Genomic DNA, 22,129 nt, shown 5'->3' with positions numbered 1-22,129 from the left:
GTAATTCATACGACTTAGGTTAGGCTTACCTAAGTCAAGGAGGTATTGTGACTGAACGCAGCAGACCCCGTGGTGAGTTCGGGGGCCGCGTGGCCCTCGTCACCGGCGCCGCGCAGGGCATCGGCGAGTCCGTCGTGCACGCGCTCGCCGCACGGGGCGCCACCGTCGCGGCGACCGACCGCGCGGCCGGCGCGCTCGCCGAGAGCGTCGCGCGGCTCACCGGGGACCACGACGGAGAGCGGAACCGGACCACCGGAGCGGTCGTCCCCTACTCCCTGGACGTCACCGACGGGGACGACGTGACCCGGACCGTGGGCCGCGTCGAGCGCGAACTCGGCCCGGTCGACATCCTCGTGAACGTCGCCGGAGTCCTCAGGACCGGACCCGCCCTGGCCATGACGGACAAGGACTGGGCGGAGGTCTTCGCGGTCAACACGACGGGCGTCTTCCACCTGTCCCGGGCCGTGGTCACCGGAATGGCCGCCCGGGGCTCCGGCTCCATGGTGACGGTCGCCTCCAACGCCGCCGGCATCCCCCGCTCCGGAATGAGCGCCTACGCCGCCTCCAAGGCGGCGGCCGTCGCCTTCACCAAGTGTCTGGGGCTCGAAGTCGCCGCCCGGGGCGTCCGCTGCAACGCCGTCTGCCCCGGCTCCACCGACACCCCCATGCAGCGCGCCCTCTGGGACGGGCCCTCCGGCCCGCAGCGCGTGATCGCGGGGGACGTCACCAGCCACCGCACCGGCATCCCGCTGGGCCGCATCGCCGACCCGGAGGACATCGCGGAGACCGTCGTCTTCCTCGCCTCCGACCGGGCCCGCCACATCACCATGCAGGACATCTACGTCGACGGCGGCGCCACCCTGCGATGACGGGCCGGCCCTCGCCGCCCGCCCGCCCCGCACGAACCCGCCCTCCGACCCCCCACCCCTCAGACCGAAACCAAGGAGCCCCGTGTCGACGGTCCACCAGGTCGCCGCGCACACGTCCGCGCCCGCAGACCCCCACTCCTCCGTCGGAGCCGCCACCGCGCTGCTCGACGCCTTCCGCCGGGGCGACCGATTCCTCGCCACCCCCACCCGGACCCTGCTCGCCCACGGCGTCCAGCGGGAGGTCCCGCCCGGCACCGCCCCGGTCGCCGAGCGGGTGACCGACGCCCTGCGGAAGGCCCGCTCCGACGGCCGGGCCGCCCCGGTCGTCATCGGCGCCCTCCCCTTCGAACAGCACGCCCCCGCCGCGCTCGTCATACCCGAGACCGTACGCACCGGACCGGCCCTCGCGTACGACCCGCTGGTCGCGCTGCCCGCCGCCGAGCCCCCGGCCGTCGCCTGGTCGGTCCGGCCGGAACCGGACCCCGAGGTGTACGCCAAGGGGGTCGCCTCCGCCGTCGACCGCATGTGGAACGGCGAGTTCAGCAAGGTGGTCCTCGCCCGCACCCTGGAGGTGACGGGGCCCGACGAGCTCGACCTCGCCGCGATGGTCCAGCGGCTCGCCCGCCGCGACCCGGCCGGCTACACCTTCGCGCTGCCCACCGGCCCCGACCGCACGCTGCTCGGCGCCAGCCCCGAACTGCTGGTCTCCCGCCGCGGCGACCGACTGGTCTCCAACCCGCTGGCCGGCTCCATCCCCCGCAGCGACGACCTCGCCGAGGACGTCCGCCGCGCCGCGGCCCTCCTCGAGTCCGCCAAGGACCTCCACGAGCACGCCGTGGTCGTCGACGCCGTGCACCAGGTGATGGCCCCGTACTGCTCCGCCATCGAGGTGCCGGCCCGGCCCTCGCTGATCCGCACCGCCACCATGTGGCACCTCTCCACCACCGTCACCGGAACCCTCGCACGACCGGAGGTGTCGGCCCTGGAGATCGCCTCCGCGCTCCACCCCACCCCGGCGGTCTGCGGCACCCCGACACCGCTCGCGAGACAGGTGATCCGCGAGACCGAGCCCTTCGACCGGGGGTTCTTCACCGGCATCGTCGGCTGGGGCGACGCCGAGGGCAACGGCGAATGGGTCGTCACCATCCGCTGCGCCGAGGCCGAGGGCCGCACCCTGCGCCTGTACGCGGGGGCCGGCATCGTCTCCGCCTCCGTGCCCGAGGCCGAGACCGCAGAGACCGCCGCCAAGTTCCGTACCTTCCTGAACGCCGTGGGAGCCGAGCTGTGACCGCACCGACCCGGCCCGCCGCCCCGGACACGGCTCAGGACACCGCCCCGGACACGGCTCCGGGCCCGGCCCTGGCGGACACCACCGCGCCCACCTGGCCCGCCGAGTTCGCGGAGCGCTACCGCGCGGCCGGCTGGTGGCGGGGCGAGACCTTCGGCGCCGTGCTCCGCGCGCGGGCCGAGGCCCACCCCGACCGCGTCGCCGTGGTCGACCACGCGGGCCCGGACGGTACCCGCCGCGCCTGGACCTACGGAGAGCTGGACCTCCGCGCCGACCGGCTCGCCGCCGGGCTCGCCGCCCGCGGCATCCGTCACGGCGACAAGGTCGTCGTCCAACTCCCCAACGTCGCCGAGTTCTTCGAGGTGATCTTCGCCCTCTTCCGGCTGGGCGCGCTGCCGGTCTTCGCGCTGCCCGCCCACCGCGAGTCGGAGATCTCCTACTTCAGCTCCTTCACCGAAGCGGTCGCCTACGTGATCCCGGGCGAGGACGCGGGCTTCGACCACCGCGCCCTCGCCACCACCGTGCTCGCCCGGACGCCCTCGCTCCGCCACGTGTTCGTCGTGGGCGGGGACGCCGGGCCGTTCGAAGCGCTCGCCGACGTCCCCGCCGAGCCGGTGCCCCTCACCGGACCCGCTCCGTCCGAACTGGCGTTCCTCCAGCTCTCCGGCGGCAGCACCGGCGTGCCCAAGCTCATCCCCCGGACGCACGACGACTACATCTACTCGCTGCGCGGCTCCAACGAGATCTGCGGTGTCGACGAGACCTCCGTGTACCTCTGCGTACTGCCCGCCGCCCACAACTTCCCGCTCTCCTCCCCCGGTTCCCTCGGCGCCCTGTACGCCGGCGGCCGCGTGGTGATGTGCCCCCGGCCCGCGCCCGACGTGGCGTTCCCGCTGATCCAGGACGAGGGCGTCACGATCACCGGTCTCGTGCCGCCGCTCGCGCTCGTCTGGACCGACGCCGCCGCCACGTCGGCCTACGACCTCTCCAGCCTCGACGTCCTGCTCGTGGGCGGGGCGAAGTTCGGCGAGGAGGCCGCCCGGCGGGTCAAGCCGGCGCTCGGCTGCACCCTCCAGCAGGTCTTCGGGATGGCCGAGGGCCTGGTCAACTACACCCGGCTCGACGACGACACGGAGACGATCGTCACCACCCAGGGCCGGCCGATCTCGCCCGACGACGAGATCCGGGTCGTGGACGACGAGGACGAGGACGTGCCGGAGGGCACGACGGGTCATCTGCTGACCCGCGGCCCGTACACCGTCCGCGGCTACTGGAACGCGCCCGAGCACAACGCCCGCGCCTTCACCGCGGACGGCTTCTACCGCACCGGCGACCTCGTCCGGGTCACCCCGGGCGGCCATCTCGTGGTCGAGGGGCGCGCCAAGGACCAGATCAACCGGGGCGGCGAGAAGATCGCCGCCGAGGAGGTGGAGAACCACCTGCTGGCCCACCCGTCGGTGCACGACGCCAACGTGGTGGCCGAGCCCGACCCGTACCTCGGCGAGCGGAGCTGCGCGTACGTGATCCCGCGCGCCGACGCCCCCGCGGTCGGGGCGCTCGCGCTGAAGCGGTTCGTCCGGGACCGGGGGCTCGCCGCCTTCAAGGTGCCCGACCGGATCGTCTTCGTGGAGGCCTTCCCCACGACCGGGGTCGGCAAGGTGTCCAAGAAGGACCTGCGCGCCCGGACCGCGCCCGGGACCTGACCCGTACGCCGCCGCACCGGCTTCATCGAACCCCGACCAGCTCACCCGCCACAGCAACAGCACCAGCACCCGCCGAAACGGAACCGTCATGACCCTGCCCACCGTCGCGCCCTACCCCATGCCCCGCCCCGGCGAGCTCCCCGCCAACCGGGTGGAGTGGACCGTCGACCCGGACCGGGCCGTGCTCCTCGTGCACGACCTGCAGAACCACTTCCTCACCCCGTTCGACGCCGAGGCCGAGCCGCTCACCGCCCTGCTCGCCAACCTCGACCGGCTCCGGAAGGAGGCCGCCCGGCTCGGTGTGCCCGTCGTCTACACGGCCCAGCCCGGTGGCCAGACGCCCGAACAGCGCGGCCTCCAGCAGGACTTCTGGGGGCCGGGGGTGCCGGCCGACCCGCACGCCGTCGCCATCGTGGACGCCGTCGCCCCCGAGCCCGGCGACACGCTCCTGACGAAGTGGAAGTACAGCGCCTTCGTCCGCACCGACCTCCTGGAGCAGCTGCGCGAGCAGGGCCGCGACCAGCTGGTCGTCACCGGCGTGTACGCGCACATCGGCGTCCTGATGACCGCGTGCGACGCGTGGATGCAGGACATCCAGGCCTTCGTCGTCGCCGACGCCGTGGCCGACTTCTCCGAGCGGGAGCACCGCATGGCCCTCGAGTGGGCCGCGGGCCGGTGCGCGGTCGTCACGACGACCGACCGGGTCTTCTGAGCCGTCCCGTGCGTTACGAGGAACTGCCGGGCCATCCCGGGGTGGTGGCCGTCGCCGTCCACCCGAACACGGCGTCCGCCCGCGCGCTCGCCCCGCTGCTCGACGCCGCGGAGACGGCCCGGTCGCGCGCCTTCCGCCGCCCGGCCGACGCCGACCGGTACCTGGTCGCCCACGTGCTGCTGCGCCTGGTCCTGGCCGAGCGCGTGGGCGCCCGGCCCGACCGGCTGGCCTTCGCGCGCCTGCCCTGCGCCGGGTGCGGCGGACCGCACGGCAAGCCCCACCTGCCGGACCACGGCGACGTGCACTTCTCGCTCTCCCACGCGGGCGACCGGGTCCTGGTGGCGGTGGCGTCGGTGCCGGTGGGCGTCGACGTGGAGACGGTGCCGGCCGACGGCGTGGTGCGCGACGTGGGGTCCGCCCTCCATCCGCGTGAGCGGGCGGAACTGGCGGCTCTTCCCGTGAACGCCCGCGCGGGCGCCTTCGCCCGCTGCTGGGCACGGAAGGAGGCCGCGCTCAAGGCGACGGGCGTGGCCCTGGTCCGGGGCGCCGTGGACCCCTATGTGGGGACGGGCCTCGCCCCCGCCCCGGCCTCCGCGCTCCGGCTCACCGACGTGCTCCTCTCCGAGGGGCACGTGGCGGCCGTCGCCCATGAGGTGCGGCGGCCGGCCGCCCCGCCGGACGGGGGCGCTCAGGTCACGGGGGCGCCGGTGACGGCGGCGATCCGCAGGGACTCGACCAGGTCGCGGTAGAGGGTGTCCGACACGAGCAGTTCCTCGTGCCGGCCCCGCGCGCGGACCCGGCCCGCCTCCATGACGACGATGGTGTCCGCGTCGATCACCGTCGACAGGCGGTGCGCGATCGTCACCACGGCGCCGGTGTCCGCACGGGAGCGGACGCACTCCTGCACGGCCGCCTCGGTCAGACCGTCGAGCTGGGCGGTGGCCTCGTCGAGGAGCAGTACGTCGGGGGTGGCGAGCAGCGCCCGGGCCAGGGCGATGCGCTGCCGCTCCCCGCCCGACACGTTCGCGGTGGCGAGGGGCGTGTCAAGACCCTCCTCCAGGGCGTCGACCTTCTCCGTGAGCCGTACGTCGTGCAGGACGCGCCGCAGTTCCTCCGTCGTGGCGTCGGGCCGGGCGAGCAGCAGGTTGTCGCGGATCGTGCCGGGGACGACGGGGGTGTCCTGCTCGACGTAGGCGAGGCGGGCCCGGATGTCGGCATGGGAGTGGTCGCGGTACGGCCGTCCGTCGAGGAGCAGTTCGCCGCCGGTCGGCTCCAGGAACCGCAGGACCAGCGAGAGCAGGGTGGTCTTGCCCGCGCCCGAGGGGCCGACGACGGCGGTGTGGCCGCGCCGGGGGATGACGAGGTCGATGTCGCGTACGGCCGGCTCGGCGTCCGGGCCGTAGGCCGCGGTGACGTTCCTCAGCTCCAGGACGGGCACGTCGTCGCGGAGGTCCTGAAGGCGGTCGCGTGCGTGGTGTTCCCGGAGTTCCCGGGCTTCCCTGACGGGTGTGCCGACGCCGGTCCCCGCGGAGGGTGAGGTCCCCTCGGACGGTGAGGTCTCCTCGGACGGCAGGGCGTCGGCCTGCCGGATGCGTTCGGCGGCGGCGATGCCGGACTGGAGGGCGGTCATGTTCTGGCTGAGCTCGGTGATCGGGTCCATCAGGGCGAAGGTGTAGAGGAGGAAGGCGATCAGGCCGGAGACCTCGAGCCGCCCCTCGCCGACGCGCCAGGCGCCGACGGCGAGGATCGCGATGATGGCCAGGTTGACGCCCGACCAGGCGGTCGTCCAGGCCAGCGCCTCGCGGCGGACGGCCCGGACCCCGTACTCGGCCGAGGCGCGCGCGTCGGCGAGGATCCGCTCGGTCATGCGCTCCTCGGCCCGGTTGACCTTGACGGTACGGATCGCCCGCAGCGTGCCTTCGAGGACGCCGCCGAGCCGTCCCACGTGCTCCTGGGCCTGCTTCTGCGACCGGGCGATGCCGGGCATGAGGAGTCCGAAGACCACGCCGACCAGGGCGACGGCGGCCATCGTGGTGGCGAGCAGCACCAGGTCGAGGAAGCCCATGAGGACGAGGCTGCCCACCAGCATCACCGCACCGTTGATCAGGCCGACGAAGGAGGAGGCGGCGGCCTCGCGGAGCAGCACGGTGTCGGAGGTGACGCGGGTGACGAGTTCACCGGTGGGGCTCCTGGTGACGCCGGGCACGGTGGCGCGCAGGAAGCGCCGCACGACCGACTCGCGGGCGTCGAGGACCACCCGCTCCCCCAGCGCCCCGAGCAGGGTCCACTGCCAGTAGGACACCGCGGCGCCGACGACGAGCAGCACGACGAGCGCGGCCACGGGTCCGGTGAGGGAGGACGCGCTGCCCAGTGCGTCGAGCACGTGCTTGGTGACCATGGGCGTGGCGAGGCCCAGGGCGGAGGCGACCAGGGCGAGGGCGAGGCCCTTGACCAGGGTGCGCCGGTGCGGGCGGGCGAAGGACCACAGGACGCTCAGGCGAGGCGCGATGGAGGATGACATACCCACAATGGAACACCCCTGTTCCAGAAAGGTCAAAGGGTTTCCCAAACGGTATGAGGGGTTACCGTGTGCGCATGGGGTCCGACGACACTTCCGCGCACGGCGCGGCCACCCGTGAGAGCGCCACCCGCGCCCGCACCCGGCGTGCGATCCTCGACGCCGCCGTCTCCGTACTCACGGCCGACCACAGCGCCTCGCTCGGCGATGTCGCCGAGGCGGCCGGGGTGGGACGGACCACCGTCCACCGCTACTTCCCCGAGCGCTCCGACCTGCTCGCCGCGATCGGCACGGACGTGCGCGACCGGGTCGCCGCGGCGGCCGACCGGGCGCGGCTCGACGACGGGCCGGCGCCCGAGGCGCTGGAGCGGCTCTGTCTGGAGTACTTCGAACTCGGCGACCGCCTGCTGCTGTTGTACGACGTACCGCAGTTCGTCGCGTGGTCCGGAATCGAGGAGGAGTCCGCGGCCGACCTGGCCCTGCTCGCCCTCATCCGGCGCGGCCAGAAGGACGGAACGCTCGACCCCGAGGTCGACGTCAGCTGGCTCCAGGACGTCCTGTGGGCCCTGCTCTACGCCGCCTGGATGCAGGCGCGCGACCAGTGCATCCCCAAGCACACGGCCCTCTCCCTGTGCCTGCGGACCCTGCGGAAGGCCGTCGCGCCGTAGGGGCCCGAGCCGGCTGCCGTGTCGATCACATCGCGAGCGCACCCCCTGGCGCTCGACCCCAGGCCGGAATAGGTTAGGCTCACCTAACAAGCACCGAGTTGGCCGCTGCCCCGCAGACATCCGTCTGTGGGGCCGTCAGTCGGGGCCTCGTACATCCCCCTGCCCGGAGACAAGGATCCACCATGCCTTCTGTGTTCACCCCCCTTCGCCGTCGCGTTCTCGTGGCGGGCGCCGCCGCGGTCTCGCTCGGCCTGATGGTGACCGGGTGCGGCTCGGACGACAAGAAAGACGACGCGGCAGGGTCGGCGAGCAAGGCCCCGGCGGGCGCCTTCCCCGTGACCATCAAGAGCGCCCTCGGTTCGGCCGTCATCAAGGACAAGCCAAAGCGCGTGGTGACGCTCGGTCAGGGCTCGGCGGAGACCGCCATCGCCCTCGGCAACGTCCCGGTCGGCATCGAGGAGTACCCCTGGGGCAGCGACAAGAGCGGCTACCTCCCCTGGATCCACGACGCGGTGACGAAGTCCGGCGCCACGCTGCCCAAGCAGTTCAAGGGCGGCGAGGAACTCGACATCGAGGCCATCACCGAGCTCGAGCCCGACGTCATCCTCGCCCCGTGGTCCGGTCTGACGCAGAAGCAGTACGACATCCTCAAGGACATCGCGCCCACCGTCGCCTACCCCGAGAAGGCGTGGAGCACGAACTGGGACCAGCAGATCGAGATCATCTCCAAGGCGCTCGGTCAGCCGGAGAAGGCCAAGGACCTCGAGGCGAAGATCGAGAAGCAGCTCGCCGACGCGGCCGCCTCCCGCCCCCAGTACAAGAACGTCACGTTCTCGTACATCTACAACACCGGCCCCGGCACCCTCGGCGTCTTCAAGCCCGAGGAGCAGCGCGTCGCGATGGTCTCCAAGCTGGGCCTCAAGGTCGACCCGATCGTGAACACCTTCCCGGAGACCGAGGGCACCGACTCCGCCCTCATCGGCCTGGAGAACGCCAACAAGCTGGCCAAGAGCGACATCGCCTTCACGTTCTACATGGACGAGAAGTCCCGTAAGACCGTCGAGGCCCAGCCGCTGTACGCGGCCATCCCGGCCGTGAAGAAGAACGCGCTCGTCTACAGCCACGACACGCCCTTCGTCACCGCCTCCTCGATGATCAACCCGCTGACGGTGCCGTACAGCATCGAGCGCTACCTCCCGATGATCGACAAGGCCGTCGCCAAGGCCGGGAAGTAACGACGGGTCCTCAGCGTGACCACTCTCTCCAAGACCGCTCAAGGCCCCGCCGTCGTACGGCGGGGCCTTGGCCGGCATGTCCTGGCCGCCGTCCTGTGCCTGGTCCTGCTCGCCCTGGCGCTCCTCGCCAGTGTGATGTTCGGCAGCAAGCCGACGTCCGCCGGCGACGTCCTGCGGGTCGTCACCGGCGGCGGCGACGAGTACACCCGTACCGTCATCGAGAGCCGCTACCCCCGCACCGTCCTCGGTGTGCTCGCGGGTCTCTGCCTCGCCGTCGCCGGCACCCTGATGCAGGGCATCACGCGCAATCCGCTCGCCGAGCCGGGACTTCTCGGCATCAACGCGGGCGCGTCCGCCAGCATCGTCGCCGCGACCGCGTTCCTCGGCGCCTCCGGACAGCGGGAGACGATCTGGTGGGCCCTCCTCGGCGCCCTCCTGACCGGTGTCGTCGTCCATGTCGTCGGCACCGCAGGCGGCGGAGGCGGACCGGTCCGGCTGGTGCTCGCCGGCGCGGTGCTCTCCGCCGTCCTCGCCGCCTTCATCCAGGCCGTCGCCCTGTCCAGGCCGCGGGTCTTCGACACGTACCGCTACTGGGTGGTGGGCGCGCTCGGCGGCCGCGGCTTCGACGCCTTCTGGGCGGTCCTGCCGTTCGCCGCGGCCGGCCTCCTGCTCGCCCTGCTGCTCGCACCGGGGCTCAACGCCATGGCCATGGGCGACGACAAGGCCGCCTCCCTCGGCATCAGCCCCGCCCGCGTCAAGGGCGCCGGACTGCTCGCGGCGACGCTGCTCGCCGCGGCCGCGACGGCGGCCGTCGGGCCCATCGCCTTCGTCGGCCTCGCCGTCCCGCACGTCGTCCGGGCGCTCGTGGGCGCGGACTTCCGGGCCCAGATCCTCCTCACCTCCCTCGCGGGGCCGACGCTGCTGCTGTTCGCCGATGTCATCGGCCGGATCGTGCTGCGCCCGCAGGAACTCATGGTCGGGGTCGTCACCGCCTTCGTCGGTGCGCCCGCCCTGCTCTTCGCCGTTCGCCGTATGAGGGGAGCGGGATGAAGACCGCCGACCGGATCGACTCTCCGGACAGCACGGAGCCGACGAAGCCGCGCGCGACCCGGCCCGCGGGCCGCGGTGTGCTGCGGATCGGCCCCTGGGTCGCCGTGCCCGTGCGCCGTACCACCGTGATCGCCGCCGTGGTCTCCCTGCTGCTGCTCTGTGCCGCCGCCGTGGCCACGCTGTCGATGGGCCGGCTCGGCATCGACCTGCCCGATCTGCCGTCGGCCCTCGCGGGCGAGGCCACCGGCAAGAACGCCTTCGTCCTGAACCGGCTGCGCGGCCCGCGGCTCGTGGTGGCCATCGCCACCGGCGCCGCCTTCGGCCTGTCCGGGGCCCTGTTCCAGTCCGTCACCCGCAATCCGCTGGGCAGTCCGGACGTCATCGGGCTCGGCGCCGGAGCCGGAGCCGGAGCGGCGGCCGCCGCCCTGTTCCTGCCCGACGCCATGCCGGTGGCCGTCGGCGCGCTGCTCGGTGCGATCCTCGCGATGACGGTCGTGTTCCTCGCCACCGGCACCGGGTTCCGCAGCCCGGGACGGCTCGTGGTGGCCGGCATCGGCGTGGCCGCGATGGCGACCGCGCTGACCCAGTACGTGGTGTACGCCGTCGAGCGCGACAAGGCCAGCGCCCTGACCGCCTACATCAACGGCAGCCTCTCCGCCCGCTCCTGGGACGACGCGGCGACCATCTGGACGGTGCTGCTCGTCTCCCTGCCGTTCGCGGCGCTCCTTGCCCGCCCCCTGAGCATCGGAGAGATGGGCGACGACCTCTCCACCGGTCTGGGAGCCCGCCCGGGCCGCACCGCGACCTGGGCGGTCGCCCTGTCGATCGTCCTGTCCGCCGGAGCCGTCAGCGTGGCGGGACCGATCGCGTTCATCTCCCTGACCGCGCCGCAGATCGCCAAGCGGGTCACCCGCAGCGGCGGCCCGCACCTGGTCATGTCCACCCTGCTCGGCGCCCTGCTGCTGGTCCTTGCGGACCTGACCGCGCAGCAGCTGCCGCTCTTCGACGACCTGCCCGTCGGCCTCTACACGATGGCTGTCGGCGGCGCGTACCTGGGCTATCTGCTGCTGCGTGAGTGGCGGCGTCCCGCCGCCTGACCGGGAGGGCCTCCGCCGAAGGGGCCTATGCGGGCCGGAGCGGGTCGCCGACGCGCACGTTCCAGCGCTCGGCGCGCCCGCTCAGGTGCACGGCGGTCAGCGGGCGTACGTCGAGCCGCCCTGCCGCCTCGTCGGGTGCCCCGAGGGCGTGGACGAGGGCGGCGCGGATCACGTCCGGTTCGGCGACGACCGTGACGCGCCCCGAGCCCGCCCGCAGTCCGTCGAGCCAGGCCCCGACCCGTATCCGCACCTCGCGAGAGGACTCCCCGCCGTGGGGTGCCGCCGCCGGGTCGGTCAGCCAGACGCCGAGCGCCGCCTCCTCGGCGGCGGCGACGGCCGCGAGGGTCTGTCCCCGCCACCGCCCCATGGCACAGCCGGCGAGTGCGGTCACCGCCTCCGCCGAGAGCCCGAGGGCCTCCGCCGTCCGGCGGCAGCGCGCCGAGGGCGAGGTGTACGCGCGCGAGTTCGGGTCGACGGCGGAGGCGACGGACTCGGCCCGGGCGATCCCCCCGGGGTCGAGGGGGCCGTCGTCGTCGAACCCGACGTCGCGCGGCGATCCGCTCGTGGCGGGGGAGATCAGCGTCAGCCGGAGGGTCATCGGCTTCCTTCTCGGTCGGGTCCTGGGGCGGCGCCCAGGGTAGCCCCGGGCCGACCGCGCCGACCGCCCCGAGCCGGGCTCGGCACCCCCCGGGGGCGCACGAACGTGATTCAGGCCTCACGCCCTTGGCGGCGCACCAGGTGCGCGGTACGGTCGGGCGACATTTGAACAGCGTGACGACGGCGAGACGGAAGTCCGGTGAGAACCCGGCACGGTCGCGCCACTGTGAGCCGGGCGCCGCCCTTCCGATCGGAAGGCGGTGACGCGGTGAGTCAGACCCGTGGACCGTCGTCCTGCACCACCGTCCGGGACGCGAGTTCCCGCAGGAGGTTCCATCATGGCCGAGGCTGTCGTCTCCGCTGCCGCATCCGCCCCTTCCGTGGCCGTTCCGGCCCCGCTGCCCGTCCGGGCCGTTCTGCCCTGGGCGTTCTTCGTCGGCCTTCTCGCGCTGATCGCGCTGTACTTCGTGGGCGCCGAGCAGGGTGCCACCTCCCTGATCGCGGGCTCCGACGTGCACGAGTGGGTGCACGACGGTCGTCATCTGCTCGGCTTCCCCTGCCACTGAGAGGCGATACGCACATGCACGCCTCAACTGTCAGATCCCTGCTGGTCCGTGGCATGCTCGCGGGCCTGATCGCCGGTCTCCTCGCCTTCGCCGTCGCCTACGTGGTGGGTGAACCGCCCGTGGACGGTGCGATCGCCGTCGAGGAGGCCCAGGCCGCCCAGGAGGCGCACGCCGCTCCCGAGGCCCACGCCGGCCACGGCGGCACGGCCGCCGCGGAAGCCGCCGAGGAAGAGGAGGAGGCGGTCAGCCGCCCCGTCCAGTCGACCTTCGGCCTGGCCACCGGTGTCCTCGTGTACGGGGTGGCGCTCGGCGGCATCGCCGCGCTCGCGTTCTCCTTCGCGCTCGGCCGTATCGGCCGGTTCAGCCCTCGTGCGACGGCGGCGCTCACCGCGGCGGCGGCGTTCACCACCGTCTACCTCGTGCCGTTCCTGAAGTATCCGGCGACCCCGCCGGCCGTCGGCAACCCCGACACGATCGGGAAGCGCACCACCCTGTTCTTCCTGATGATCCTGCTCAGTGTGCTGCTCGGACTCGCCGCGGTGATCGCGGGGCGGCGCCTCGCACCGCGACTGGGCAACTGGAACGCGACCCTGGTCGCCGCGGCCGGGTTCGTCGTCGTGACCGGTGTCGCCTTCGCGCTGCTCCCGGCGAACGACGACGCGGTCAAGGCGGGCTTCCCCGCCGCGCTGCTCTGGGAGTTCAGGCTCGCGTCGCTGGCCGTCCAGGCCGTGCTGTGGGCGGCGTTCGGCGTGGTCTTCGGGGTCCTCGCCCAGAAGGTCCTCGCCGGCCGGACGTCCGCCGCCGACGCTCCGGCCCCGGTCGGGACACCGATCGCGGGCTGACCGGCCGCACCACCCCGCGCGGACCGCTCGCCGACCGCCCCGTACGCCCCGGCGTACGGGGCGGTTCCGCGTCCTCACGCCCGGGTGGCGTGCGCGGGTGGCGTGCGCGGGTGGCGTGCGCGGGTGGCGTGCGCGGGTGGCGGGCCCGGCGCGGCGTGCGCGGCCGGGCCCCTGCCGCCAGGGTCAGGCCCGCTGCCCCCGCTCCCGCTCCCACGCCTCCGCGAACATCTCGTGCAGCGGGGCCGTCGGCAGCAACCGTACGAACGGGGAGCGGAGTTGGTTGCCCCACATCGGGCGCACCCGGTGGCCCGCCAGCTTCACCTTCTCCAGCGGGAGGTGCGGGGACTTCAGCTCGGTCCACTCGCCGGGCAGGAACAGGGTCCGGCCCGCCCGTGCCCGCTTGGCCTCCAGAACCGCGCCGGTGGCGAGGAGCTCCGCGCGGACCTCCGCGTGCCGCTTCGTCGTCCAGCCGTTCCACCTGCGGACGTTCCGGTCGGTGGGTGCGGCCAGCGTCGCGACCTGGAGGTACAGGGCGGCCGCGTCCGTCCCGGCGCCGAGCCCGTCGGCCACGCGCGCGACCAGCTCGGGGCAGGACTGCCGGGGATCCGCCTCGTACGCCCCGTCCGGTACGGCTCCGGAGCCGGCCCGTCGCATCATCCGGTCGAGTCCGCCGCCGGCCAGCAACGGTGCCACCCGGTCCAGTTCCTCCGCGAGGTCGGTGGTCTCGCGGACCCGGCGCCAGGCCTCGGGGTCGGCGACCTCGGCGGGCCGCAGGAAGGCGTTGCCGCCGGGTGCGCACACCACCAGGGGGCCGGAGTCGTACGCCGTCATGGACGGCATCTCGCCCTCCTCCTTCCGGCGGTCCATGGACACGGGCAGCGTCGCGGGACCGAAACGCTCGGCGATCCGCGCCGAGGTGTCCCGGACCCGCCCGCCGGGCAGCTCGACGAGGAGCTCCGGACGGGACAGCTCGGCCCGCAGCCGCTCGTACAGGGCCGTCGCGCCGGCCACCGCCGGGTCGCCGACGGGCCGGTCGGTCCACGCCCAGACCAGTGCGCTCGCGATCCGCTCGACCGCGAGGCCGACCGGGGTGCCGTAGGGCAGCTCGGGTCCCGCCGGCGGCAGGGCCCTCACCTCCACGCCCAGGCCGTACCGGGGCGCCGCGAGGTCCCAGCCGACCGCGGGCACGGTCGTGTCCTCGGCGGCCTCGTAGCCGCCCGCGAGACGTCGGGCCCACACCTCGGAGAGGCCGAGGTCGGCCTCCAGGGTGTCGGCCGCCTCGTCGTGCACGGCGGGCAGCGCGCCGATCCGCTCCCGCCACACGTCCGCCATCCGCTCCACGGCCGCGTCGACCCCGCCGGGCCGCCAGAGCTCGGCCGGGTCCTCGGGCAGCGCGGCCGCGAGAACGGCCCGCCGTCCGGCGCCGCCGAGGCGCGCGCGGAGCCCCTCATAGGCCTCGGCCGTCATCGGACTGGCCTTGTACGGGGCCTTGCGGGCCAGGGCGCGGTCCTCGTCCCGGTCGGCGCGGCCGACGAGACCGGCGACCACGAGGCGGGCCACGGGCCGGCGCACACCCGTCAGTTCGGCGAACCGCGCCGCGGCCGACTCCGGTACGGGGAGGGGACCGTGCGCGTCGACCGCCGCGAGCAGGGCCCGCAGCCGGGCCGCGTCGTCCCGGTCCACCCGCACGAGCCGGGCGTCGGGGACGGCCGCCGGCACGGGGTCCTCGTCCGTCGCGCCGGCGGCGGCGACGAACCAGCATGCCTTCCCCGCGTCCCACCGGGCGGCGGACGCCACGACGGTCCCGCCCTCCCTCAGTGCGTCCAGGATCCCGGCCCCGGGCGTACGGCCGACCCACCACCGGCCGCCCTCACGGGCGAACGGCTGGTCGGCCCAGGTCTCCAGGAGCGCGCGCAGGGCGGCCCGCTCCGGGTCCGGGGTCGGTGCGACCGCCGTCCGCCAGGCGACGGCGTCGATCGCGCCGAGCAGCTGCGACCAGTCGTGCGGCAGGGCGGGCGGGGAGAGCCGCCGGACCTCCTCCACGATCGTCCCCGCCAGACAGGCTCCGTCGGCGGCGAGCGCGCTCAGGGTCGCGGGCTGGGCGACGTCCCGGCTCCGCCGCCAGGCGTCGCCCGTCCCGTCCACGACGAGCCCGCACAGTGCGGGCATCAGCTCGGTGTCCGGTACCGCGCGGCTCGGCGGGACGGGCGGTGCCTCGGCGAGCAGGGTGACGCGCCGGTGCAGGGCGCGCCGTCGCTCCTCCACGCGGGCGGCGCGACCGGCCACCGCGACGACGGCGTCGACCAGGGCCGGAGCGGTGACCTCGGGCAACTCCCGTGCCACCGCGGCGCGCAGTGCCTCGGTGCCGTCGAGGGCGGCGGTCAGGAGGGTGTCGGCCGTCGCCCGCTCCACGGTCCGCAGCACCTTGGAACCGGCCGTGTCCCGGGTCCGCAGCAGGTACCAGAAGGCCGGCGGCAGGGCCACGCCGTGGGAGACGGTGGCGTGCCGGGCCGGCTTCACGCGCGGGTGGGCGGGCGAGTGATGGCCCTCCAGCTCCCACAGCAGGACGCCGTCGGCGGCGTACGCGCGCACGCCGGTGCGGGTCTGCGCCTCGGCGAGGACGATGTCCTCCACGGCGCCCTCCGGCGCCGCCATGAGACCCCAGGGCTCCTGTCCGGGCCGGTCGATGTCGAAGCGGGCCTTGCGGCCGTCGATGCTCTCCAGGAGGTAGTGGTCCGGCGCGTTGTCGCGGTGGCGGGTGCGGAACAGCACCCGGGTGCCGACGAGTCCGTCCCGGCTGCCCAGCGGGGAGTCGGTCATCCCGGCGGGCAGGGGCGCGAGCTGCAGCGCCTCGCGGGCGAGGGTCTTGTCCGCCTCGGACGGCTCCAGGGCCGGGTCGGTGCTCGCGGTGCGGCCCGGGAAGTCGGGCAGCGGGGTCGCGCCCTGCCGCTCGCCGGTGACCGGGTCGACGGTCTCCCACGGCCGCCGCCCGTAGACGGCGTTGGTCCAGATCCGGGTGCCGTCGCCGAGCTGCAGCTCCTCGCGGTCGATCCCCTCCGTGCCGCCGGGCCGGGTCACCCGGAGGCCGCCGTGCCGCCCGCCGCCGTCGGCGGTCTCGAACTGGAAGCCGTACGCCCCGTCGAGGCTGCCGCCGAAGGGCACCAGGCCGCCCATCTCCTGCGGGGTGAACGGCTCGTCGGGGCGGTCGGCCCAGAAGGCGGTGTCGCAGTAGTACGGGCTCGGCTTGAGGCTCCAGCTGACGAGGAACGAACCGCCGACGTAGTGGACGGCGAACATGGTCGCGTCCGCCGGCACCGTGAACCGGCAGGAGCCGCGCACTCCGTCGGGGGCGACGGCGACGGCGCGGTCCCGCCCGAAGACGGTCAGCACGGGCCAGGTGCTGGTCACCCCGGCCACGCCGGGGAGTCCGGCGGCACCGAGCCCGTCGACGGCGAGGCGCGTGTCCGCCGCGGTGTCCGTGGCGGCCGCGCCCTCGACGGTGTCCGTGGCGGCCGCGCCGTCGGCGGCCGGTTCCGCGGCCCCGCCGTCGGCGTCGGCCGCTGCGACGGCGGCTGCGAAGGCGTCCGCCGCGAACTCCTCGTACACGGCCTCCAGCGCGGGCCAGGCGAGTTCCTCCGGGAGCCCGGCCACGAGCGAGCGCCGCAGCGCGCCGCCGGCGGACGCGCCCGCGAGGGCGTCGCCGATCCCGCCGAGCGCGGTCACCGTCGGCCGGTCGAGGAGCGTCTCCAGTTCGGCGACGGACTCCTCGGCGCCCGCCATGCCGCCGCCTCCGACGGCGTCCACGAGCCTGCCGACCCGGACGGCCACCTCGTGGGCGATGCCCTCGTTGCCGGGGAGCAGCGTCACGGCCGATCCGGGCTTGCGGGCGGGAGCGCCGTACCAGGTGGGCTTCAGGCGGGCGTGCACGGTGCCTTCGAGGCGCGGACCGAACACGGGGTCGGCGGCGAGGGCGGAGAGATCCCGCCGGGACTTCTCGCCCCAGAAGCGCATCCGGGTCTCCGGGCCGGGGTCGACGACGCCGACCCCGGCGGCCAGGCAGGCGTCCAGGACGTCGGCGTCGAAGCCCTGGTAGTGGTGGCGGGTGGTGTGCACGGTCACGGCGTCGCCCGCGGCCCGCAGCCGCGGCCCGAGCCTGCCCACGAGGTCGAGGAACTCGGGCGGCAGCTGCTGGCGGGTGACTCCGCCGCCGGACGCCCGCGTGTACTGGTACATGTGGACGAAGTGACCGAGCCAGCGGTGCAGTCCGTCCTCCGGCACGATCCGTCCGGCTTCCATCGCCTCCGTGGCGCCGCACCCGATCAGCATCCGCAGCCAGGACCCGCCGTCGGTGACGCTCTCGGGGAAGACCTCGATCAGTCCGGCGGCGACCTCGTCCGTCGGCGGGTGGGCCGTCAGGACCGGCTCGGCGCCGGCGAGAAGGGCGTCCGGCACGGACTTCTTCCGGGTGACCGAAAGGATCTCGCCCACCACGCGCGCGACCTCGTCGTCCCCGTGCCCGGCGGCCTTGGCGGAGGCCCGGACGCGGCGCACGAGGTCGGCCGGGAGATCGGCCTTCGAACCGGCCCAGGCGGTCAGGAACGCCCCGAGCGCGGCGTACGCCTCGACGGGTTCGAGCGACGCGGCGAGGAACTTCTGGTGCGCCCCGAACTCCTTGGCGGGCATGGCCCCGCCCCGGGCGAACAACAGCCCGTTGGCCCGGCGGTAGGCCGGATCCACGACCAGCCCGTGCTCGGCCTCGGCGGCCCGCGCGGCCACGTAGGCCCGACCGCCGGGGCGGCTGCCGTATCCGATCAGGCGGTGCCCGACGGTGTCCCAGAACCACGGCAGGTGCGCGGTGGGCAGCTGCCGCGCCCGCCACGCCATGGCGTCGACGAACGCGCCGGGCTTCGACCAGGACCGGTTGAGTTCGGCCCCCATGGCCTCGTTGAGGTCACGGGCCGCCGCGGCGGCGTCCGGATCATGGGCGGCGACCCAGTCGGCGTACGTGGTCGAGACGTGCGTGCCGCCCTTGGCGGGCACCAGGGCTTCGAGCGAGGCGATCATGACTGGATCGTCGCACGCACCACTGACACCCCCGAAACAGCCGGGTGTTCACCCCCGGCGACCCCACCTGGCCCGGACCCGGACACCACCGAGCCCCGGACACCACCGAGCCGAGCCGGGGGGACCCCCGCGCCGGGGGGGACCCCCGAGCCGGGGGGCACCCCCGAGCGTGGGGACGCCTCCGAGCGGGGGGGCGGGACGCATCCGTACGTCCCCGCCGGCCGGGCCACCACCGCACGGGTTCCCGCCGGAGCCCGGGGAGTTCACCGAGCGCCCGGCTCCGCCGGCCCGCCGCACAGCCAGTGGCGGCCCGTGGTGGTCCAGCCGGTCAGTCTGCGGGCCCGTCCCGCGTCCGCCGTGCCGTCGGCGGCGAAGGACCCACCGTCGGCGACCAGCCTCAGGCCCGCGAGGGCCGGTGCCAGGCGGGCGGCGACGTGCGCGGGGTGGCGTGCCGCCTCTTCGCTCGTCCAGGCCAGGACCCCGGCCGTCTCTCCTCCGTCGCACAGGGAGAGGTGGAACAGCATCTGCCGCCAGGCGTACGCCGCGTCCTTGACCGTGCCGAGCGGGCGCCGTTCGTGGTGCGCCCGTCCCGTCAGACGGCACACCGTGACGAAGCAGCGCCGGGCCAGGTCCGCCCAGCCGGTGGTGGGCGCGATGCCGACGCGGTGCACCAGCGTGGCGAGGTTGTGGGTCGTCAGGATCTGGGCCTGTTCGATGACCGTGCCGTTCTCCGCGACGCTCCCTAGACCTCCCGCGCCGGCCCGTTCCCGGCACAGCGCGGCGAACTCCGGTACGTCCACCGCTGCGGCGGGCCGGCGCGCCCCGCGTCCGGGACCGCCGTCCGCCGTGGCACGTACGGCCGCGTAGTCGATGGCGTAGTACCGCTCGTAGAGCGATCCGCCGCCGAGGAGGTCCCCGGCCACCACCGCCGCTGCCCGGAACTTCGGGCTGAAGGTGCCCATGAAGATGTCCGCGGCCAGTTCCTCGACCAGCGGGGCGTCCAGGTCGGTCCGGCGGGCGAGGACGGCGAGTTCACGGACGAGCGGGTTGGGCAGCAGGGTGCCGGGGAAGCCGTCCACGGCCACCTCGGCGAGCCCGCGCAGCGTCGTGTGCGCGGAGTCACGCACGCGCGTGTCCGAGGCCCGCTGTGCCGACACCGCGCGGACCCAGGGCAGTTCCTCGGGCCTGATCTGCCGCTCCAGGTTGAGCAGCAGGAGGGAGCGGCGGTTGCGGAACGCCCGGTAGTTCGCGGCCGTCAGCGCGCGCAGCGGCGCGTCCCCGTAGGCCTCGGCGGTCTCGGCGGCGACGAGCTGGGGGACCAGTTCGGCCATCACCTCGGCGGAGGGCACCACGCCGAGCTCCACCAGGGTGGGCAGCGGCGCGCTCCGCGCCGTCTCGACCACACGGCGGATCGCGGTGGGCACGGCGGTCCCGGCGGGCAGGCCCGACCGGCGCTGCTCGGTCTCGGTCACCGGGGCGACGAGTGCGGTCACGTCGGCCGCGCCGGTCTGCTGCGGGAGCCCGGACAGCCGGTGGGCGACGAGGTGGGCGATGTCCCGGTGGGAGGGCAGGGCGGCCTGCGCCGCCTGGGCGCTCCGTACCGCCGTGTGCCGTTCCGAGCCGGGCAGGCCCCGCTTGCGGACCATGGAGGTGACGGCGTGCCGCAGCAGTCCGAGCCGGCGCGCGTCGAGCGGGCGCCCGGCCGTCGTCTCCTCCAGGGCTCCGCGCAGGATCCCGGGGTTGCCCTTGGGATCGCGGTGACGGCCGCACAGGGTGTGCTCGCGGGCCAGGACACGGTAGCGGTCGAGGAGGCCGGCGCCGCGCTCGTGCCATCCGGTGCCGGGTGCGCGGTCGAGGACCCGGTGGTCGGGGCCCGCCGTCTCCAGCCAGTGCCCGAGCAGCTCGTCCTCGAAGGGCCGCCAGACGCCGAGCGCCTCGCGCTGGGTCTCGACGGCGAGCTTGGGGCCGCGGGCGGCCAGCGTGGCTCCGGCCTCCGCGACCGTACGGCGGTGCACGGCGTCGCCGCCGGGCGCCGGGAAGGCGGTCGGGCGCGGGGTGAACCGGAGCGTGGCCGCGAACGGGTGGATCTCCCGGACGAGTTCGAGGGCGGCGTCGGTCTCCCCGGCCCGTACGAGCCAGGCCGCGGTGAGCAGCGCGGCCTCCTCGGGGACGGTCACCTCGTAGCAGGTGCTGTCGAGGAGGGCCCAGAGGTCCGTGAGGCCCTCCTCGGTGAGGCAGTGGGCGAAGAGGGCTTCCCTGTTCTCCGGTACGCCGGCCTTCCGGGCCGCCTCGGCCTCGTACGGCAGGAGGGGGCCGCCGGCGCGGGCGGCGCCCGTGGCGAAGCCCCCGTGCAGCACCTCGAGGGTCGCCCAGGCGGGCAGGCCGCGTGCCGGTGTCCGCGAGCCGATCCGCAGCGTGCCGTCGGCCATGCCCGCGAGCATGCGGCGCCAGCCTCCGGCCTTCTTCTCGGCACGCGCCCGCGTGGCGGGGTCCGTGTGGTGGAGCGCGGTGACGAAGGCGCGGGCAAGCCGGCCCTCCGCGTAGGAGTGCGACACGGTCGGAAGCTGCTTGTCAGCGTGTGTGTCCATAAGCCGACGTGGCGGGTTCCGCCCCCGCGCCCTCCGGGTCCCGAGCCCGGCGCTCTGCTGCTGAGCTACACGTCGTAGGGCCCCGAAGGTAGTCAGCCCCTCCACGGCGCGGCAACGGGGTTTCCGCGGGCCGTTCCCGCTGGGAGCGCTCTCAGCGGGTGGGGGGTACAGATATCCTGATCCGCACAGGTACGCACACCGCACGTCACCGCACACCGCGCGCGGACACCCCAGCCCCACCCACGCAGCCGAGGAGCGCACGCCTTGCCCGAGCAGACCACGGGGCCCCGCCCCACGCTGGAAGCCGTCGCCGCCCGCGCCGGCGTGTCCCGCGCCACGGCCTCGCGGGTCGTCAACGGGGGCGCGGGCGTCCGGCTTCCGCTGGTCGAGAAGGTGCGCAGGGCCGTCGACGAACTCGGGTACGTGCCCAATCACGCGGCCCGCACGCTGGTCACCCGGCGCAACGGCGCGGTGGCGGTGATCATCGCGGAGCCCGAGTTCCGGATCTTCTCGGACCCGTTCTTCGAGCAGCAGGTACGGGGCATCAGCCGGGAGCTGACCGTGCACGACGCCCAGCTGGTGCTGCTGTGGGTGGAGGGTCCGGGGGATCACGACCGGATCGCCCGCTATCTCGGGGGCGGGCACGTCGACGGCGCACTGGCCTTCTCGCTGCACAGCGACGACGCTCTGCCGGCGGTCATCGACCGGACCCGCATCCCGGTGGTGTACGGCGGGCGGCCGGCTCCCGGTACGAGTCCGACCGTGCCGTTCGTCGACTGCGACAACCGCGGGGGCGCCCGTGAGGCGGTGCGGCATCTGGTGGAGCTCGGCCGCCGGAACATCGCCCACATCTCCGGGCCGGTCGATCAGACGTCCGCGCTCGACCGGCTCCACGGCTACCGCGACGTTCTGATCGACGCCGATCCCACCCTGCTGTCCCCGGGTGACTTCACCGAGGAGAGCGGCGCCCGCGCGATGGCGGAGCTGCTCGACCGGCGGCCCGACCTCGACGCCGTGTTCGTGGCCAACGACCTGATGGCGTCGGGTGCGTTGCTGACGCTGCGCGAGCGTGGTGTGCGGGTGCCGGAGGACGTGGCGGTCGTCGGGTTCGACGACATGGCCTCGGTGGTGCGCAGGACGTCCCCGTCCCTGACCACCGTGCACCAGGACATCGAGGACATGGGCCGGCTGATGGTGAAGCTGCTGATGCGGCTGCTCGACGGGACCGGTCCCGTGATCCCCGCGTCCGTCATCACGCCGACGTCGCTCGTGCTCCGCGACTCCGCCTGAGGCGGCGGACGGGGGGCGGGAGTCCACGGGACGGCGGGCCGG

16 protein-coding genes, 1 tRNA gene and 1 riboswitch are annotated in these 22,129 nt (G+C 74.5%); of the genes, 12 read left to right on the top strand and 5 right to left on the bottom strand.

Translation table 11 applies throughout. From position 1 onward, the window contains the following. The first annotated feature begins 47 nt into the window (after positions 1 to 47). The 5 genes from ACFQ79_RS02355 (at position 48) to ACFQ79_RS02335 (ending at position 5,321) form a co-directional block, all read left to right on the top strand. Entirely contained in the window at positions 48 to 869 is an 822-nt protein-coding gene (locus ACFQ79_RS02355) for a 2,3-dihydro-2,3-dihydroxybenzoate dehydrogenase (RefSeq protein ID WP_383578941.1), read from the top strand. 82 nt (positions 870 to 951) lie between these two features. Then, entirely contained in the window at positions 952 to 2,157 is a 1,206-nt protein-coding gene (gene dhbC, locus ACFQ79_RS02350; protein ID WP_383578940.1) for an isochorismate synthase DhbC, read from the top strand. Between the two features lie 71 nt (positions 2,158 to 2,228). After that, positions 2,229 to 3,860 carry a (2,3-dihydroxybenzoyl)adenylate synthase gene (locus tag ACFQ79_RS02345; RefSeq protein ID WP_383578948.1) on the top strand — a complete coding sequence of 544 codons (1,632 nt, stop codon included), beginning with the start codon at positions 2,229 to 2,231 and terminating at the stop codon, positions 3,858 to 3,860. A gap of 88 nt (positions 3,861 to 3,948) precedes the next feature. Then, entirely contained in the window at positions 3,949 to 4,572 is a 624-nt protein-coding gene (locus tag ACFQ79_RS02340) for an isochorismatase family protein (protein WP_383578939.1), read from the top strand. Positions 4,573 to 4,580: 8 nt separating this feature from the next. Further along, positions 4,581 to 5,321 carry a 4'-phosphopantetheinyl transferase family protein gene (locus ACFQ79_RS02335; RefSeq protein ID WP_383578938.1) on the top strand — a complete coding sequence of 247 codons (741 nt, stop codon included), beginning with the start codon at positions 4,581 to 4,583 and terminating at the stop codon, positions 5,319 to 5,321. On the opposite strand, the gene ACFQ79_RS02330 is transcribed toward ACFQ79_RS02335, so the two are convergent. Then, positions 5,261 to 7,093, bottom strand: coding sequence for an ABC transporter ATP-binding protein (locus ACFQ79_RS02330; protein ID WP_383578937.1), 1,833 nt, complete (start codon positions 7,091 to 7,093; stop codon positions 5,261 to 5,263). The genes ACFQ79_RS02335 and ACFQ79_RS02330 overlap by 61 nt on opposite strands. A 74-nt stretch (positions 7,094 to 7,167) precedes the next feature. Between ACFQ79_RS02330 and ACFQ79_RS02325 the strand changes: the two genes are divergently transcribed. The 4 genes from ACFQ79_RS02325 (at position 7,168) to ACFQ79_RS02310 (ending at position 11,140) form a co-directional block, all read left to right on the top strand. Then, positions 7,168 to 7,758: a TetR/AcrR family transcriptional regulator gene (locus ACFQ79_RS02325; RefSeq protein ID WP_383578936.1), complete on the top strand. Its 591-nt coding sequence runs from the start codon at positions 7,168 to 7,170 to the stop codon at positions 7,756 to 7,758. Between the two features lie 182 nt (positions 7,759 to 7,940). Beyond that, on the top strand, positions 7,941 to 8,993 hold the full coding sequence (locus ACFQ79_RS02320; RefSeq protein ID WP_383578935.1) for an iron-siderophore ABC transporter substrate-binding protein: 1,053 nt from the start codon (positions 7,941 to 7,943) through the stop codon (positions 8,991 to 8,993). Positions 8,994 to 9,074: 81 nt separating this feature from the next. Continuing rightward, entirely contained in the window at positions 9,075 to 10,043 is a 969-nt protein-coding gene (locus tag ACFQ79_RS02315; protein ID WP_383578947.1) for a FecCD family ABC transporter permease, read from the top strand. Further along, positions 10,040 to 11,140, top strand: a complete 1,101-nt coding sequence (locus ACFQ79_RS02310) for a FecCD family ABC transporter permease (RefSeq protein WP_383578934.1) — start codon at positions 10,040 to 10,042, stop codon at positions 11,138 to 11,140. The genes ACFQ79_RS02315 and ACFQ79_RS02310 overlap by 4 nt, the downstream gene beginning before the upstream one ends. A gap of 25 nt (positions 11,141 to 11,165) precedes the next feature. On the opposite strand, the gene ACFQ79_RS02305 is transcribed toward ACFQ79_RS02310, so the two are convergent. Further along, the gene (locus ACFQ79_RS02305; protein WP_383578933.1) at positions 11,166 to 11,738 is read right to left on the bottom strand and encodes a histidine phosphatase family protein; all 573 of its coding nucleotides are present in this window, start codon (positions 11,736 to 11,738) and stop codon (positions 11,166 to 11,168) included. Between the two features lie 189 nt (positions 11,739 to 11,927). Then, a riboswitch (cobalamin riboswitch) is annotated at positions 11,928 to 12,016 on the top strand. 59 nt (positions 12,017 to 12,075) lie between these two features. Between ACFQ79_RS02305 and ACFQ79_RS02300 the strand changes: the two genes are divergently transcribed. Further along, positions 12,076 to 12,303, top strand: coding sequence for a CbtB-domain containing protein (locus ACFQ79_RS02300; RefSeq protein ID WP_073904881.1), 228 nt, complete (start codon positions 12,076 to 12,078; stop codon positions 12,301 to 12,303). Positions 12,304 to 12,317: 14 nt separating this feature from the next. After that, on the top strand, positions 12,318 to 13,145 hold the full coding sequence (locus ACFQ79_RS02295) for a CbtA family protein (protein ID WP_383578932.1): 828 nt from the start codon (positions 12,318 to 12,320) through the stop codon (positions 13,143 to 13,145). A 183-nt stretch (positions 13,146 to 13,328) separates the two neighbouring features. Here the strand turns inward: ACFQ79_RS02295 and ACFQ79_RS02290 are convergent, their stop codons facing one another. From ACFQ79_RS02290 to ACFQ79_RS02280, 3 genes are all read right to left on the bottom strand, one after another. Further along, positions 13,329 to 18,209, bottom strand: coding sequence for a hypothetical protein (locus ACFQ79_RS02290; RefSeq protein ID WP_383578931.1), 4,881 nt, complete (start codon positions 18,207 to 18,209; stop codon positions 13,329 to 13,331). 263 nt (positions 18,210 to 18,472) lie between these two features. Next, positions 18,473 to 20,797 (bottom strand): hypothetical protein, encoded by a 2,325-nt coding sequence (locus ACFQ79_RS02285; protein WP_383578930.1) that lies wholly within the window; start codon positions 20,795 to 20,797, stop codon positions 18,473 to 18,475. Between the two features lie 3 nt (positions 20,798 to 20,800). Next, a tRNA-Pro gene (locus ACFQ79_RS02280) sits at positions 20,801 to 20,872 on the bottom strand. Positions 20,873 to 21,061: 189 nt separating this feature from the next. On the opposite strand from ACFQ79_RS02280, the gene ACFQ79_RS02275 reads away from it, so the two are divergent. Then, positions 21,062 to 22,087: a LacI family DNA-binding transcriptional regulator gene (locus tag ACFQ79_RS02275; RefSeq protein WP_383578929.1), complete on the top strand. Its 1,026-nt coding sequence runs from the start codon at positions 21,062 to 21,064 to the stop codon at positions 22,085 to 22,087. Positions 22,088 to 22,129 lie beyond the last annotated feature (42 nt).

It is taken from the genome of Streptomyces sp. NPDC056480 (assembly GCF_042795405.1).
GTDB lineage: Bacteria > Actinomycetota > Actinomycetes > Streptomycetales > Streptomycetaceae > Streptomyces.
Note: the sequence above shows the minus strand (reverse complement) of the source record. Positions and strands in the feature narration are given on the sequence as shown.

What these genes read in the sequence shown, in the direction of transcription:
- ACFQ79_RS02305 (WP_383578933.1), bottom strand. Translation starts at nt 11,738, where the DNA reads ATGACCCTCCGGCTGACGCTGATCTCCCCCGCCACGAGCGGATCGCCG.
- ACFQ79_RS02290 (WP_383578931.1), bottom strand. Translation starts at nt 18,209, where the DNA reads ATGATCGCCTCGCTCGAAGCCCTGGTGCCCGCCAAGGGCGGCACGCAC.
- ACFQ79_RS02325 (WP_383578936.1), top strand. Translation starts at nt 7,168, where the DNA reads ATGGGGTCCGACGACACTTCCGCGCACGGCGCGGCCACCCGTGAGAGC.
- ACFQ79_RS02320 (WP_383578935.1), top strand. Translation starts at nt 7,941, where the DNA reads ATGCCTTCTGTGTTCACCCCCCTTCGCCGTCGCGTTCTCGTGGCGGGC.
- ACFQ79_RS02330 (WP_383578937.1), bottom strand. Translation starts at nt 7,093, where the DNA reads ATGTCATCCTCCATCGCGCCTCGCCTGAGCGTCCTGTGGTCCTTCGCC.
- ACFQ79_RS02285 (WP_383578930.1), bottom strand. Translation starts at nt 20,797, where the DNA reads ATGGACACACACGCTGACAAGCAGCTTCCGACCGTGTCGCACTCCTAC.
- ACFQ79_RS02300 (WP_073904881.1), top strand. Translation starts at nt 12,076, where the DNA reads ATGGCCGAGGCTGTCGTCTCCGCTGCCGCATCCGCCCCTTCCGTGGCC.
- ACFQ79_RS02340 (WP_383578939.1), top strand. Translation starts at nt 3,949, where the DNA reads ATGACCCTGCCCACCGTCGCGCCCTACCCCATGCCCCGCCCCGGCGAG.
- ACFQ79_RS02310 (WP_383578934.1), top strand. Translation starts at nt 10,040, where the DNA reads ATGAAGACCGCCGACCGGATCGACTCTCCGGACAGCACGGAGCCGACG.
- ACFQ79_RS02295 (WP_383578932.1), top strand. Translation starts at nt 12,318, where the DNA reads ATGCACGCCTCAACTGTCAGATCCCTGCTGGTCCGTGGCATGCTCGCG.